Below are 12,925 nucleotides of genomic sequence, written 5' to 3'. Positions count from 1 at the left end.
CGCGGGCAAGTCGGAACGCCGACTTGCCCGCGAAGCTTTTGGGGGTTCATCAATCGCGCTTGACCAGCCCCGGCAACTGCGCCAGCAGCTTCTGGTTGTTGAACGGCGCACGAATGAACCCGCGCTGACGCCCGTCCGGCCCGACCACCGCCAGGTTGCCACTGTGATCGACGGTGTACCCCGGCTTGCTGGTGTCAGCCGGGATGAACGGAATGCTCAGGGCATTGGCCAGCTTCTGGGTATCCTCGATGGAACCTGCCAGCCCCACGAAATCCTTGTCGAAATAGCCCAGGTACTGCTTGAGCTGCTGCGCCGTGTCGCGGTTCGGGTCGACGCTCACCAGCACCACCTGCAAGCGGTCGATCGTCTCCTTGGGCAACTCGCTCTTCACCTGCCGCAACTGCGCCAACGTGGTTGGGCAGATGTCCGGGCAGTAGGTGTAGCCGAAGAACAGCAACGACCACTTGCCCTTCAACTGATCCAGCGCCACCGGCTGGCCGTTCTGGTCGTTCATGGTCACATCCGGCACGCTGCGGCTCTGCGGCAGGAGGATGATGCCGGCATCGATCAGTTCGGCCGGATTGGCCTCGCTACGGCCATTGAGCACCTTGTTGACGGTCAAGCCCATGATCAGCGCGACCAGGGCAACGAGGATGAAGACGGTTTTCTGGGTTCGGGTCATAGGTTCAGCAACAGGTAGTGGTCAACGAGCAGGGCGATGAACAGCAGGAACAGGTACGCGATAGAGTACTTGAAGGTGCCGATCGCCGCGTGCGGCCGGGTGCCACGGTACAACACCCAGGCCCACTGGACAAAGCGCAGCCCCAGCAACAGGGCGCAGCCCAGGTAGAGCGGGCCGCTCATGTGGATGGCGTAGGGCAGCAGGCTCACCGCCAGCAGTACCAGGCTGTAGAGCAGTATGTGCAGCTTGGTGTAGTGCTCGCCGTGGGTCACCGGCAGCATCGGTATCTCGGCCTTGGCGTATTCCTCCTTGCGGTGGATGGCCAGGGCCCAGAAGTGCGGTGGCGTCCAGGTAAAGATGATCAGCACCAGCAACAGCGGCTCCGCGCTCAGGTGGCCGCTGACCGCGACCCAACCCAGCAACGGCGGGGCGGCGCCCGCCAGGCCGCCGATCACGATGTTCTGCGGCGTGGCGCGCTTGAGAAAGCCGGTGTAGACGACCGCATAGCCCAACAGGGAGGCGAGCGTGAGCCAGGCTGTGAGCGGATTGGTGAAGGCCAGCAGCAACGCCATCCCGGCGATTGCCAAGGCCAGAGCGAACGCCAGCGCCGGCAGGGGCGCAACCCGTCCCTTGGCCACCGGCCGCTTGCAGGTGCGGGCCATCAAGGCATCGATGCGCCGGTCTAGTACATGGTTGACTACCGCCGCGCCGCCGGCGCACAGGGCGATGCCCAGATTGCCGAACAGCAGCACCGTCCACGGCACACCCGCGCGGGTGGCGAGGAACATGCCTACCAGCGAGGTAATCAGCATCAGCACCACCACCTTGGGCTTGGTCAGCTCCAGGTAGTCGCGCCAGCCAGCGCGCTGCCGCCCTTGGCTCAGAACCGTCGCCACGTGTCGTTCCTCAGATGATGGGAAACGCCGCCAGGCGTGACCGGCCGCAGGCGCCAGCCCAGGCCGACACGCACCTTGTCGACCACCCGAATTCGGTAGTTCACCAGCACCATGGTCAGCAGCAGCAGGGCGCCCCCGGCGTTGTGCGCCACAGCCACCCCCAGCGGCAGGTGCAGCAGCACGTTGCTGATCCCCAACCCCACCTGCAGCGCCAGGGCAGCAAGCACCAGCCGGGCCAGGCCGGACAGGCCATTGCGGTGCAGCTTCCAGCTCAGCATCAACAGCACTGCCACGACCATCAATGCACCCAGGCGATGGCTGATATGGATGGCCGTACGCGCATCACTGTCGAGCTGCCCGCCCAGGTAGTTGGGGCCGACGTGCTGGGTGAGATGGAAACCGTTGCTGAAATCCGCCGCAGGCCACCATTGACCATGGCAGGTCGGCAAGTCGATGCAGGCGACTGCCGCGTAGTTGGCACTCACCCACCCGCCCAGGGCGATCTGCCCAATCACCACCAGCAGTGCCAGCGCAGCTACCCGACGCAGACTCAACGGCAGCTTGGGCGGTGGCGCAAAGGCCCGGGATAGACGCAGGGATAACAGGAACAGCAAGCTCAGGGTGGTGAAGCCTCCGAGTAGGTGCGCCGTGACCACCTGCGGCCAGAGTTTGAGGGTCACCGTCCACATGCCGAACGCTGCCTGTGCCAGCACCACGGCCAGCAGCAGCACCGGCAACCGGTAGGGCCCACCGTCGCGGCCATGACGACGTACCGCACCTATCGCCAGCCAAGCGATGACCAGCGCCAGGGTACCGGCAAAATAACGATGCACCATTTCCGCCCAGCCCTTGGCTTCTTCCACTGGATGCTCGGGGAAGTGCAACTCGGCATGGGCCAGTTGCGCATCGGTCTTGGGCACGCCGATGAAGCCATAGCAGCCGGGCCAGTCGGGGCAGCCAAGCCCGGCGTGAGTCAGTCGCGTGTAGGCGCCGAGCAGCACGACGACCAGTGCCAGCAGGGTGGCGAACACAGCGAGTCGGTAACCGGGTCTGGCCATGCTGGCCTCCTAGCCGATGTTGGACAGCTTGAGCAGGTGGCGCAGGTCGTCGAGCACATGCTTGCCCTTGACCTTGGCGTCGTAGCGCAGCACCAGGTTGCCGTGGGGATCGACGATCCACAGTTGCGCGCCGGGCTCGACGACCTTTGTGCGATAGCGGTCGGCATCCAGCGGATAGCGCTGCAGTTGCGGATACTCGCGCTCGAGCAGTGCCTGGTAGTCGCCACTCAAGGGCGTCGCGATTGCCAGCGCATGGCTGGCGCGGCTGGCATCGCGGCCAAGGCCGACCTGGATCTGTCGGGCGAGGTAGACCAGTTGCTGGCAGTCCTCGGTGCAGGCATCGGGCGTGCTGACCAGCAGTTGCCAGCGCTCGTCCTGAGCCTGGATGCCGATATCGGCGCGGCTTTGGCCATTGCCGATCATCACGCCATGGTAGCTGCGCCCCTCCGGCACCCAGAACTTGAGCTTGTACATGCTGGTGGCGAGGATCATCGGACCGAGGGTCACCAGCAGGATCAGGATCAGTTGCAAGCGCCCGCGGGTGCGGGACTTGCGCCCTTCAGGCACGTCCAGTGGACTCGTGGCGGCGGCCATGGCGTTTCTCCTTGTTGTCGTTGTGCCAGCCGAAATACAGGTACAGCAGCACCAGCGCCGTGCTCAGGGCGAACCACTGCACGGCATAGCCGAGGTGTTTTTCCGGGCCCATGGCAACGACCGGCCAATCCAGCCGATAGCTGGCAGGGCCTGGTTCCAGGCGCAGTTCATGGGCGAAGCCTTCGCGCGCCAGTTGCTGCCAGAGCTGCGCGGGATCGACAGCGGTCAGCAGATGCGGCCACTGGCCGCCGGGCGGGTCGGGGTGCAGCTGAAAGGTGCTGCCTGGCGGCACATAGACCGTGGCCTGCAGCACCAGGGGCTGGTCCGGGGTGTCGAAGTGCACCGGTATGCGGCGGTCCGGCCACGGCAGCCAGCCACGATTGACCAGCACCCATTGGCCGCTGGCCTGGTCATGGAAGGGTTGCAGCAGCTCGACACCGGCCTGGCCGTCGCGCAGGCGGTTGTCCAGCAGCAGGCTGTGCTCGGGGTCGAACTGACCGAACAGGCGCACGCGGTAGAAGACCGGGTCAGGCAGTTGCACAAGCTGCGCCACGGCCACCGGCGCCTCGATGCGCCGCTCGGCGTAGCTGTCGAGCAGTTGGCGCTTTTCTTCGGCCCGACGCAGTTGCCAGCAGCCAAGCGCGATCAGCCCCGGCAGCAGTGCGAACACCACCAGGGTCGGGACCAGCCCTGGGCGAAATGGCCTCACCGCGGCCTCGCCCTGTCGATCGCTATACTTGTCCACATCACTGCATCCCCCCGGAGTTTCGCCATGCTCAAGGCCGCGATTGTCCTGATGCTGTTGGCCACCATCGCCAGCCTGTTCAGTGGCCTGGTGTTCTTGGTCAAGGACGATGACCACTCGACCCGCTTGCTCAAGGCCCTGACCGTGCGCGTCATCCTGGCCGCCCTGACCGTCGGCCTGGTGGCCTGGGGCTTCATCAGTGGGCAGCTGGTTTCGCACGCGCCGTTCTGAATCACCCCACCCACAGGGTCCACCTTGCGGCTAAAGCACATACACAAAGATGAACAACCCCACCCACACCACATCCACGAAGTGCCAGTACCAGCTGGCCGCCTCGAACCCGAAATGCTTGTCCGGGTTGAAATGCCCGCGCAGCACGCGCACGAACATCACGATCAGGATCAAGGTGCCGAGCGTGACGTGCGCACCATGAAAACCGGTGAGCATGAAGAAGGTCGCACCGTAGATTCCCGAGCCCAGGGTCAGGCCAAGGTGCACGTAGGCCTCGTAGTATTCGTAGGCCTGCAGAGCCAGGAACGATAGCCCCAGCAGGATGGTCAGCCCCAGCCACAGTTTCAGCGCACCGCGATGGCCCTTGCGCAGGGCATGGTGGGCGATGGTGATGGTGACGCTGGAGCTGACCAGCAGGAGGGTGTTGATCAGCGGCAGGTGCCAGGGGTTGATGATGTCCTTGGGCGGCGGGAACAGCTTCGGATCGGGCGTGTGCAGCAACGGCCAGACGAACTCGAAGCTGGGCCAGAGCATATGCGTCACGCCCTTGGCACCTTCGCCGCCGATCCAGGGTCCGGCCAGCACCCGCACATAGAACAGCGCCCCGAAGAAGGCCATGAAGAACATCACCTCCGAGAAGATGAACCAGCTCATGCCCCAGCGGAACGAGCGGTCCATCTGCGCGCTGTACAGCCCGGCGTGGCTCTCCTTGACCACCGCACCGAACCAGCCGAACAACATGTAGGCCAGAAACAGCGCACCGACGAAGAAGATCAGCGGCCCGTGGGATTCCGGGTGTCCGGCCTTGAGGTCGTTGAACCAGGTACCCAGGCCGAACACCGTGATGAACAGCCCGATAGTGGCGATGATCGGCCACTTGCTCTGCGCCGGAACGTAGTAGTGCTCATGACTTGCCATTGCTGTTCTCCTTCCCTCAGCGGGCGCCCTGAACGTCCTGTACCGCGGCATGGGCGACCGGCGGGTGACGCGCAGTGATGTCGAACAAGGTGTAGGCCAGGGTCAGGTGCTTCACATTGCCCGGCAGGTCGCGGTCGACGATGAAGCGCACCGGCATCTCGATGCGCTCGCCGGGCTGCAGCACCTGCTGGGTGAAACAGAAGCACTCGGTCTTGTGGAAATACGCGGCCGCTTCAGCCGGGGTGATGCTAGGAACGGCCTGCGCACTCATCGGCCGGTCGGTCGGGTTGTGCGCGACGAACACCATCTGGTTCACCGCACCCGGATTCACTTCGAGCTGGTCAGCGGTGGAGTAGAAGTCCCAGACCATGTCGCTCGCGTTGGTCGACATGAACTGCACCCGCACCGTGCGCGAGGGGTCGCTGACCTGGCTGCCCTCGTACTGCCCGCCCGTCTTGCCGTTGATACCAAAGGCCTTGCACATCACGTCGTAGATCGGCACCAGGGCAAAGCCGAAGGCGAACATCACCACCGTCAGCATCAACAGGCGCAGCACCAGGCGTTGGAGCGACAGGCCGGTCATCGCGTCAGCCTCCTATTTCACTTCCGGCGGGGTCTGGAAGGTGTGGTAGGGCGCAGGCGAGGGCACCGACCACTCCAGCCCGTCGGCGCCATCCCACGGCTTGGCCGGAGCCGGCTCGCCGCCGCGGATGCACTTGATGACGATGAACAGGAAGAAGATCTGCGTGGCGCCGAACATGAACGCACCGATGGAGGAGATCATGTTGAAGTCGGCGAACTGCAGGTTGTAGTCCGGAATCCGTCGCGGCATCCCGGCCAGCCCGACGAAATGCATGGGGAAGAAGGCCAGGTTCATGCCCACGAACGACAGCCAGAAATGCAGCTTGGCCAGGGTTTCGTCGTACATGTGCCCGGTCCATTTCGGCAGCCAGTAGTAGGCCGAGGCAAAGATGCCGAAGATCGCGCCCGGCACCAGCACGTAATGGAAGTGGGCGACCACGAAATAGGTGTCGTGGTACTGGAAGTCCGCCGGGGCGATGGCCAGCATCAAGCCCGAGAAGCCGCCGATGGTGAACAGGATGACGAAGGCGATGGCGAACAGCATCGGCGCCTCGAAGGTCATCGCGCCCTGCCACATGGTGCTGACCCAGTTGAACACCTTCACCCCGGTGGGCACGGCGATCAGCATGGTGGCGTACATGAAGAACAGCTCGCCCACCACCGGGATGCCGACCACGAACATGTGGTGAGCCCAGACGATGAACGACAGGAAGGCGATCGCACCGGTGGCATAGACCATCGAGGTGTAGCCGAACAGCGGCTTGCGCGAGAACGCCGGGATGATCGAGCTGACCGCGCCGAAGGCCGGCAGGATCATGATGTACACCTCGGGGTGGCCGAAGAACCAGAACACGTGCTGGAACAGCACCGGGTCGCCGCCACCCGCCGCGCTGAAGAAGCTGGTGCCGAAGTGGATGTCCATCAGCATCATCGTGACCACGCCGGCCAGCACCGGCATCACCGCGATCAGCAGGAAGGCGGTGATCAACCAGGTCCAGACGAACAGCGGCATCTTCATCAGCGTCATGCCCGGGGCGCGCAGGTTGAGGATGGTGGCGATGACGTTGATCGCGCCCATGATCGAACTGATACCCATCAGGTGGATGGCGAAGATGAAGAAGGTGACGCTGGCCGGCGCATAGGTGGTCGACAGCGGCGCATAGAAGGTCCAGCCGAAGTTCGGCCCGCCGCCGGGGCTGAACAGGGTCGAGACCAGCAGCAGGAAGGCCGCCGGCAGCAGCCAGAAGCTGAAGTTGTTCATCCGTGGCAGGGCCATGTCCGGAGCGCCGATCATCAGCGGAATCATCCAGTTGGCCAGGCCGACGAACGCCGGCATCACCGCGCCGAACACCATGATCAGCCCGTGCATGGTGGTCATCTGGTTGAAGAACGCCGGCTCCACGATCTGCAGGCCCGGCTGGAACAGCTCGGCGCGGATCACCATGGCGAACGAGCCGCCAAGCAGGAACATGGCGAAGCTGAACCACAGGTACATCGTGCCGATGTCCTTGTGGTTGGTGGTCAGTACCCAGCGCATCAGGCCCTTGGCCGGACCATGCGCATGGTCATGGCCGTGGTCGTCGATCACTGCACTCATGTCCTGTCTCCTGCAATCCGCTGATTGCCACGGCTAACCCGGTTCATTGCGCGTCCGCCTGCTTGAGCGCCAGCACGTCCTTCGGCGTGACCATGTCGCCCTTGTTGTTGCCCCAGGCGTTGCGTTCGTAGGTGACCACCGCGGCGATATCGACCTCCGACAGTTGCTTGCCAAACGCCGCCATGGCGGTGCCGGGCTTGCCATGGAAGACGATGCCCAGGTGGGCTTCCTTGGGCCCGGTGGCGATCTTCGAGCCCTTGAGCGCCGGGAACATCGGCGGCAAGCCCTGGCCTTCGGCCTGGTGACAGGCCACGCAGGTGGTGTGGTAGACCTTGTCGCCGCGCTCGACCAGCTCTTCGAGCGTCCACTCCTTGCTGGTCAGCTCCTTGAGCTTGGCCGCTTCGGCCTTGCGCTCGCCGAGCCAGGTGTCGTAGTCGGCCTTGGACTTCACCTCGACCACCACGGGCATGAAGCCGTGGTCCTTGCCGCACAGCTCGGTGCACTGGCCGCGGTAGATGCCCGGCTTCTCGATGCGCGTCCAGGCTTCGTTGACGAAACCGGGAATGGCATCACGCTTGACCGCAAAGGCCGGCACCCACCAGGAATGGATCACGTCGGCGGCGGTCACCAGGAAACGCACCTTGGCCCCGACCGGCAACACCAGCGGCTGATCGACCTCGAGCAGGTAATGCTCGTCCTTGGGCGCCTGGTTGCGGATCTGCTCGGAAGGGGTGGCGAGGTTGCTGAAGAATTCGACGTCCTGGCCCAGGTACTTGTAGTGCCATTTCCACTGGTAGCCGGTGACCTGAATATCGATGTCCGACTCGCTGGCGTCGTAGATGTCGATCAGGGTCTTGGTGGCCGGGATGGCCATGGCGACGAGGATGAGGAACGGGACGACCGTCCACATGATCTCGACCCAGGTGTGCTCGTGGAAATGCGCAGGCTGCTGGCCGGTGGAGCGGCGATGGATGACCATCGACCAGAACATCGCGCCGAACACCACGACGCCGATGACCACGCAGATCCAGAAGATGGTCATGTGCAGGTCGAACACGGCGTGGGAGACTTCCGTCGCCCCCGGAGACATGTTCACGGTCCAGGCCGCGTGTGCCTGGCCGAACACCGTCCACAACAGGAGGCCCATCCAGACATGTGGATGTCGCATCATTGCGGGTTCCCCTTATCGTTCTTGTAGTCCCGGAGGCGTGGACGACGTTTTCTACGACATAAGGGGGGGAACGGGGGTCAAGACTGCCTGGCTTCGACGACCGAGCCCCCTGCAAACGGCAGTCGGGCCTCATCAACGAATCACGTTCAAGCGGAGTATAGACAGCGGCCAATGGCACGCAACGCGTGATGTGAAAACAACTTCACGCACCTGCTGAAACTGCTGAAAGGATTATTCCAGAGCGTTCGGGGCACAATAGTGGCACATTGATATAACCCAGCGGAACAAGTGCCTTGTTGTTATAACAAATGCGTCTTAGCAATCTACGCAGCCGAGCTAACTTAGTGTCTTCCGTTTGTAACGCCTTGTCCCTGGAGTTGTCATGAACATCGCAGCTGTACGCGAGCAGATCGAACACGCCCATCAACATGAGAGCCGCACAGGCCAACTGAAGCAACGCCTCGAACAACAACTGCCTCACCTGCATCCTTCGATCCAACTGCCCCCGCAGGACGCCCAGGGTACCTTGACGCGCTTCGTCCGGGCCTACATCGACCAGGTTCCGGAATTGCTCGAAGCGGCCAACGCCGTCGCCCGCGAGGCCGGCATCGAGTCGCAGATCAAGCCGGTGCTGAAAATCGCCGAAGCCTATTTCCTGCAGCCCCCGGAGGTGATGCAGGGACACGTGGGCCTGGATTGCCTCCTCGATGAAGCCTATCTGGCCCATCGTCTGGTCGAGGAGGTCAACGACCTGTATATCCGCCACTTCCAGCAGCCGCTGATTCCGGTGGACACCACCGTGGCCAACCTCATCGCCCACCAGTTGATCGGCGAGGACTTCGCCAACCAGCTGGATGAAGTGGTGCATCACTCGGTCGAAGAAATGCTCGATGACGAAAGCTTTGCCGTGGAGTCGGTCGAAGCCTATCGCAACACCCTCAGCAGCCCCGAGACCGGCGCAGCATGGAAGCGCTGGCCGTGCCTGTCACGCCAATTGAGCGTGGAGCTGGCGCTGTAACACGACGATTCGATCATTGACGGGGCGCAATGCGCCCCTCGATGGTTGCGGGCGCTTTCGGATCGATCGCCAATAGTGGCAAAATGCCTCAACCCCTTGTTTGAGGCATGGATGCTGAAGCTCTCCCTTTTTTCCCTGCGCCAGGCGCTGTTCGGCCTGTCAGTCGTACTGATCGCGTTGCTCGACCCCTTTGGTATCGCCAGCTCGACCGACGATGCCTCGTCGCGCTGGCTCAACCGCCTGTTGGCAGCTACCTACGCCGACAAGGGCCAGCAACAGGTCGTGGTGGTCTTGATCGACGATGACTACCTGCTGCGCAACGACACCTACTGGCCGCTGCCGTACAACGAGCAGAGCAAGCTGTTCAAACGCCTGCTGGCCTATGAGCCGGCGGCAGTGTTCGTCGACCTGCTCTACAGCCACGACCACTCGCGTGAAATCCCCGGGCAGCCCCCACGCATGGAAAGCCAGCTGCTGGCCAATGTGTTCGAACGCTATCGCCAGCAGGATATCCCGCTGTACCTGGCCGATACCGGCCTGCCGCGGGCAAGCGAAGGCGCGGTCAACACCCTGCCGCGCCTGGCCGAGGTCAGCACACCAGCGCTGGTGAGCTGGAGCGACTTCGGCAACCAGTACCCGCTCGCTGTGAAGACGCCCTTGGGCACGCTGGAAACTCCGGCCCTGCGCCTCTACCGCGACTATTGCCGCCACCAGGCATGCACAGACCTGCCCGCAGACCCCGCCAGGGCTGCCGAGCTTGCTCCGATGACCGTGCAATGGGGCGTGTACCGCTCGCCCGAGCAGGAAAAGGTCGCCGATGTCAGCACCTGCGATATTCCGGGATTGTTCGAGCAACTGAAGCAGGCGGTGTTCTGGAAGCTGGGCAAACAGGCACGGGCGACCTGCGCGTACACCCTGACGCTGTCGCCTACCGACCTTGAGGTCACCGACCCGGACGACCGCAAGCTGCTCGAATCACTGCTGCGCGGGAAGCTGGTCCTGGTCGGCGCGCAGATCGCTGGCACCGGCGACCTCACCCAATCTGCGCTGCACGGCAAGATTCCCGGCGTCTACTGGCATGCCATGGCCCTGGACAACCTGATCAACTGGGGCATGAACTACTACCGGGCCACGCCCAGCCTCGCCGACCTCGGCATTCCGGCAGGCTCCGTCGATGTGCTGGATATCCTCGAACTGCTACTGCTCGGCGGCATCACCCTGCTCAAGGGCAGCCTGGACGCCCCGCTGTTCACCCGCGCGCTGTTCATCCAACGGCGTCGCCCAAGGCTGCGGCCACTGGCTGCCTGGGCCTTGGTACTCGCCGCCATCGTCCTGCTCAGTTGCGGGCTTTGGCACTACAACTACACGCCCGCCAACGTGCTCGGCCTGTTGCTGTTGTCGCTCACGTTGTTCAGCGCAAGGATCCAGGCCCTGTTCGCCAACAGGGCCTGACACCCGGAATTTCTCTATCAAAGGACCCCAGAGATGATCAAGAGCTCCCTATTGCTGCTGTCGCTGCTGGTCAGCCAGAGTGTGATGGCCACCCCCGAGCCGGTAGTCGAAGCCTGGCTGCGCAAGTCGGTGGCAGTGCTGGACGACCAGGGCAAATCGCTGCGCCAGGTCGACAGCAGCAGCCTGCCAAAAGCGCCCAAGGTGCTGCAGTACAACAAGGAGCTGGACATCATCCAGGTAGGCCTGCCCGAGGGTAACGTCTGGATGGACACCATGGCGGTACGGGTGAACCCGCCGTTGAACATCGTCAAGTTCCCCTGCCAGACCCTGCAAAGCGGCTATTCCGACGACCACCAGAACAACTCGACCATCGGCTACGGCGCCGGGTGCAAGAAATGAGTGCGGGCAAGCTCAAGGGCGTCGCTGCCGCCCTGTCGCTGGCAATGCTTGGCGGCTGCAACACGCTCAATGGGGCCAACGACGCCTTGCAGAACCTGGTCGGCCCCTCGACCCAGTCGCGGCTGGACGGGCGTTATGTCGATCATCAGGACGTGCGTTCGTATTATCGGCTCGACCCACAGAAAACCCAGCAACTGCGCTTGAGCTTCGACGGCCGGGCGATTCCCGCCGACGAGATCCGCCAGCAGAACCTGGTGCGCATCCCGGCCCTGGAGAGCTATCTGCAAGGTATCGTCAACCGCCTGGCCAAAGGCTGGCCGGGGCAGGCACCGAACCTGCAGGTACGCATCGTCGACAGCTACGCCTTCGGCCCCTCGGCCGACCCCTACGGCAACCTGTTCGTGCCGCTGGGCATGCTCGACAACGTCGAGAGCGAGGATGAAATCGCGGCCATGCTCGGCCACGAGATGAGCCACGTGCTGCTGCGCCATCATGATCGCCGGGCAGCGTTCCAGGAGCAGAAACAGTTGCTCACCAACATCACCACCACGGTGGTGATCGCAACCGTGGCAAAGAATACCGGACGCAACAAGCAGACCGGCGCGCTGTTCAGCAAGGACCCGGTGGGTACGCAGAAGGCCATCGGCAATACCGTGCTCTACACCTCGCTGGCCAACAGCTTCTCGGACAATGTCTGGAGCACCGCCTGGGGCCGCACCCAGGAAGACCAGGCTGACCTGCTCGGCGCCGACCTGATGATCCGCGCCGGCTACGCGCCGCGGGCTTCGAGCGTCAGCCTGCAACGCCTGGAAGACTTCCAGGGCAAGCAGAAGCCTTTGCTCGCAAGCTTCCTGCAAGAGCGCCAGACGGCGATGACCGACTCGCTGAAAAAGCTCGACCTCAACCGCACCACCCAGGAACTTCAGACCCTGCTCAACCAGGGCTTGGGCACGGCATTGAACGCCACCGGCCAGTACCTGACCCGCTCGCACATGTCGCCGATCCAGCGAGACGAAGAACTGCGCCAGTATCTGGACCGCGAATACCAGCAACAGACCCAGGCGCGGGTAAACCGTCGCACCTGGCCGCAGGTGCGCGATTCGGCGACGGTGCAGCGTTCGCTGCAGGCTTACCGTGACGCCTACGCAGCCACCGCCGCACTGGAGCAGAAGAAGACCCGCGAAGCCGAGGCCTTCGTCAGCCGTGCGCTGGCGTCTCCTGTCGGTAACCAGCCAGGCATCCGGCGTGCGGCTTTCGCCGTGCATTCGGCGCAGGGCAACGGCCGCGCGGCCCTCGCCGACCTGCAGGGCATCCAGGACTGGTCGCTGGCAAGCCCGATGGTCTATGACTTGATCATCGGTCATCACCTGCGCAACCGCGATCCCCAGGCAGCGCTGGGGATGATCGACAAGGCCGAACAGAACCTGGGCTCAGAGGAGTTGTTCATCACCGAGAAGCTGCTGGCCAGTCGTCAACTCAAGGCCGATGACCAGGTAAAGCAGGTACTGCGCAAATGCGAGCAGTACCCCAGCCGTAAAGAAGGCTGTCGCAAGCTGGTGCCCAAGTCGGCCTGAGACTTGGG

Annotated in this window: 14 protein-coding genes; 5 read left to right on the top strand and 9 right to left on the bottom strand. The window is 63.5% G+C overall.

Features of this window, described 5'->3' with window-relative positions:
• Positions 1–49: 49 nt before the first annotated feature.
• From ACTYOL_RS00330 to ACTYOL_RS00310, 5 genes are read right to left on the bottom strand one after another with little or no spacing between them, the layout of a single operon-like run.
• Entirely contained in the window at positions 50–682 is a 633-nt protein-coding gene (locus tag ACTYOL_RS00330; protein WP_197891801.1) for an SCO family protein, read from the bottom strand.
• Entirely contained in the window at positions 679–1,578 is a 900-nt protein-coding gene (gene cyoE, locus ACTYOL_RS00325; protein WP_200603477.1) for a heme o synthase, read from the bottom strand. The genes ACTYOL_RS00330 and cyoE overlap by 4 nt, the downstream gene beginning before the upstream one ends.
• Positions 1,563–2,636 (bottom strand): COX15/CtaA family protein, encoded by a 1,074-nt coding sequence (locus tag ACTYOL_RS00320; protein ID WP_125931061.1) that lies wholly within the window; start codon positions 2,634–2,636, stop codon positions 1,563–1,565. Before ACTYOL_RS00320 ends, cyoE begins: the two co-directional genes overlap by 16 nt.
• 9 nt (positions 2,637–2,645) lie before the next feature.
• On the bottom strand, positions 2,646–3,230 hold the full coding sequence (locus tag ACTYOL_RS00315) for a hypothetical protein (protein ID WP_197891798.1): 585 nt from the start codon (positions 3,228–3,230) through the stop codon (positions 2,646–2,648).
• The gene (locus ACTYOL_RS00310) at positions 3,196–3,939 is read right to left on the bottom strand and encodes an SURF1 family protein (protein ID WP_444758183.1); all 744 of its coding nucleotides are present in this window, start codon (positions 3,937–3,939) and stop codon (positions 3,196–3,198) included. The genes ACTYOL_RS00315 and ACTYOL_RS00310 overlap by 35 nt, the downstream gene beginning before the upstream one ends.
• A gap of 63 nt (positions 3,940–4,002) precedes the next feature.
• Between ACTYOL_RS00310 and ACTYOL_RS00305 the strand changes: the two genes are divergently transcribed.
• A complete protein-coding gene (locus ACTYOL_RS00305; protein ID WP_054893370.1) occupies positions 4,003–4,206 on the top strand; it encodes a twin transmembrane helix small protein in 204 nt (67 codons plus the stop codon).
• 30 nt (positions 4,207–4,236) lie between these two features.
• On the opposite strand, the gene ACTYOL_RS00300 is transcribed toward ACTYOL_RS00305, so the two are convergent.
• Genes ACTYOL_RS00300 through coxB form a run of 4 tightly spaced genes read right to left on the bottom strand, consistent with a single transcriptional unit; the run spans position 4,237 to position 8,474 of the window.
• Complete coding sequence (locus ACTYOL_RS00300) at positions 4,237–5,124, bottom strand: cytochrome c oxidase subunit 3 (RefSeq protein WP_054893371.1); 888 nt, start codon at positions 5,122–5,124, stop codon at positions 4,237–4,239.
• A gap of 16 nt (positions 5,125–5,140) precedes the next feature.
• Positions 5,141–5,707, bottom strand: coding sequence for a cytochrome c oxidase assembly protein (locus ACTYOL_RS00295; protein WP_054893372.1), 567 nt, complete (start codon positions 5,705–5,707; stop codon positions 5,141–5,143).
• A 12-nt stretch (positions 5,708–5,719) separates the two neighbouring features.
• Complete coding sequence (ctaD, locus tag ACTYOL_RS00290) at positions 5,720–7,303, bottom strand: cytochrome c oxidase subunit I (protein ID WP_065864686.1); 1,584 nt, start codon at positions 7,301–7,303, stop codon at positions 5,720–5,722.
• Positions 7,304–7,346: 43 nt separating this feature from the next.
• The gene (gene coxB, locus ACTYOL_RS00285) at positions 7,347–8,474 is read right to left on the bottom strand and encodes a cytochrome c oxidase subunit II (RefSeq protein WP_054893374.1); all 1,128 of its coding nucleotides are present in this window, start codon (positions 8,472–8,474) and stop codon (positions 7,347–7,349) included.
• A 382-nt stretch (positions 8,475–8,856) separates the two neighbouring features.
• Between coxB and ACTYOL_RS00280 the strand changes: the two genes are divergently transcribed.
• From ACTYOL_RS00280 to ACTYOL_RS00265, 4 genes are all read left to right on the top strand, one after another.
• Complete coding sequence (locus tag ACTYOL_RS00280; RefSeq protein WP_054893375.1) at positions 8,857–9,492, top strand: hypothetical protein; 636 nt, start codon at positions 8,857–8,859, stop codon at positions 9,490–9,492.
• A gap of 111 nt (positions 9,493–9,603) precedes the next feature.
• Positions 9,604–10,944 (top strand): CHASE2 domain-containing protein, encoded by a 1,341-nt coding sequence (locus ACTYOL_RS00275; protein WP_200603476.1) that lies wholly within the window; start codon positions 9,604–9,606, stop codon positions 10,942–10,944.
• 33 nt (positions 10,945–10,977) lie between these two features.
• Positions 10,978–11,343 (top strand): hypothetical protein, encoded by a 366-nt coding sequence (locus tag ACTYOL_RS00270; protein ID WP_054893377.1) that lies wholly within the window; start codon positions 10,978–10,980, stop codon positions 11,341–11,343.
• On the top strand, positions 11,340–12,917 hold the full coding sequence (locus tag ACTYOL_RS00265; RefSeq protein WP_153774347.1) for a M48 family metallopeptidase: 1,578 nt from the start codon (positions 11,340–11,342) through the stop codon (positions 12,915–12,917). Before ACTYOL_RS00270 ends, ACTYOL_RS00265 begins: the two co-directional genes overlap by 4 nt.
• Positions 12,918–12,925: the final 8 nt, after the last annotated feature.

This window comes from Pseudomonas sp. A014 (genome assembly GCF_052378495.1).
In the GTDB taxonomy this organism is placed as follows: Bacteria; Pseudomonadota; Gammaproteobacteria; order Pseudomonadales; family Pseudomonadaceae; genus Aquipseudomonas; species Aquipseudomonas machongensis.
Note: the sequence above shows the minus strand (reverse complement) of the source record. Positions and strands in the feature narration are given on the sequence as shown.

Coding starts and splice junctions, on each gene's coding strand:
- ACTYOL_RS00330 (WP_197891801.1), bottom strand. CDS start 682: ATGACCCGAACCCAGAAAACCGTCTTCATCCTCGTTGCCCTGGTCGCG.
- ACTYOL_RS00320 (WP_125931061.1), bottom strand. CDS start 2,636: ATGGCCAGACCCGGTTACCGACTCGCTGTGTTCGCCACCCTGCTGGCA.
- ACTYOL_RS00315 (WP_197891798.1), bottom strand. CDS start 3,230: ATGGCCGCCGCCACGAGTCCACTGGACGTGCCTGAAGGGCGCAAGTCC.
- ACTYOL_RS00305 (WP_054893370.1), top strand. CDS start 4,003: ATGCTCAAGGCCGCGATTGTCCTGATGCTGTTGGCCACCATCGCCAGC.
- ACTYOL_RS00300 (WP_054893371.1), bottom strand. CDS start 5,124: ATGGCAAGTCATGAGCACTACTACGTTCCGGCGCAGAGCAAGTGGCCG.
- ACTYOL_RS00295 (WP_054893372.1), bottom strand. CDS start 5,707: ATGACCGGCCTGTCGCTCCAACGCCTGGTGCTGCGCCTGTTGATGCTG.
- ctaD (WP_065864686.1), bottom strand. CDS start 7,303: ATGAGTGCAGTGATCGACGACCACGGCCATGACCATGCGCATGGTCCG.
- coxB (WP_054893374.1), bottom strand. CDS start 8,474: ATGATGCGACATCCACATGTCTGGATGGGCCTCCTGTTGTGGACGGTG.
- ACTYOL_RS00280 (WP_054893375.1), top strand. CDS start 8,857: ATGAACATCGCAGCTGTACGCGAGCAGATCGAACACGCCCATCAACAT.
- ACTYOL_RS00275 (WP_200603476.1), top strand. CDS start 9,604: ATGCTGAAGCTCTCCCTTTTTTCCCTGCGCCAGGCGCTGTTCGGCCTG.
- ACTYOL_RS00270 (WP_054893377.1), top strand. CDS start 10,978: ATGATCAAGAGCTCCCTATTGCTGCTGTCGCTGCTGGTCAGCCAGAGT.
- ACTYOL_RS00265 (WP_153774347.1), top strand. CDS start 11,340: ATGAGTGCGGGCAAGCTCAAGGGCGTCGCTGCCGCCCTGTCGCTGGCA.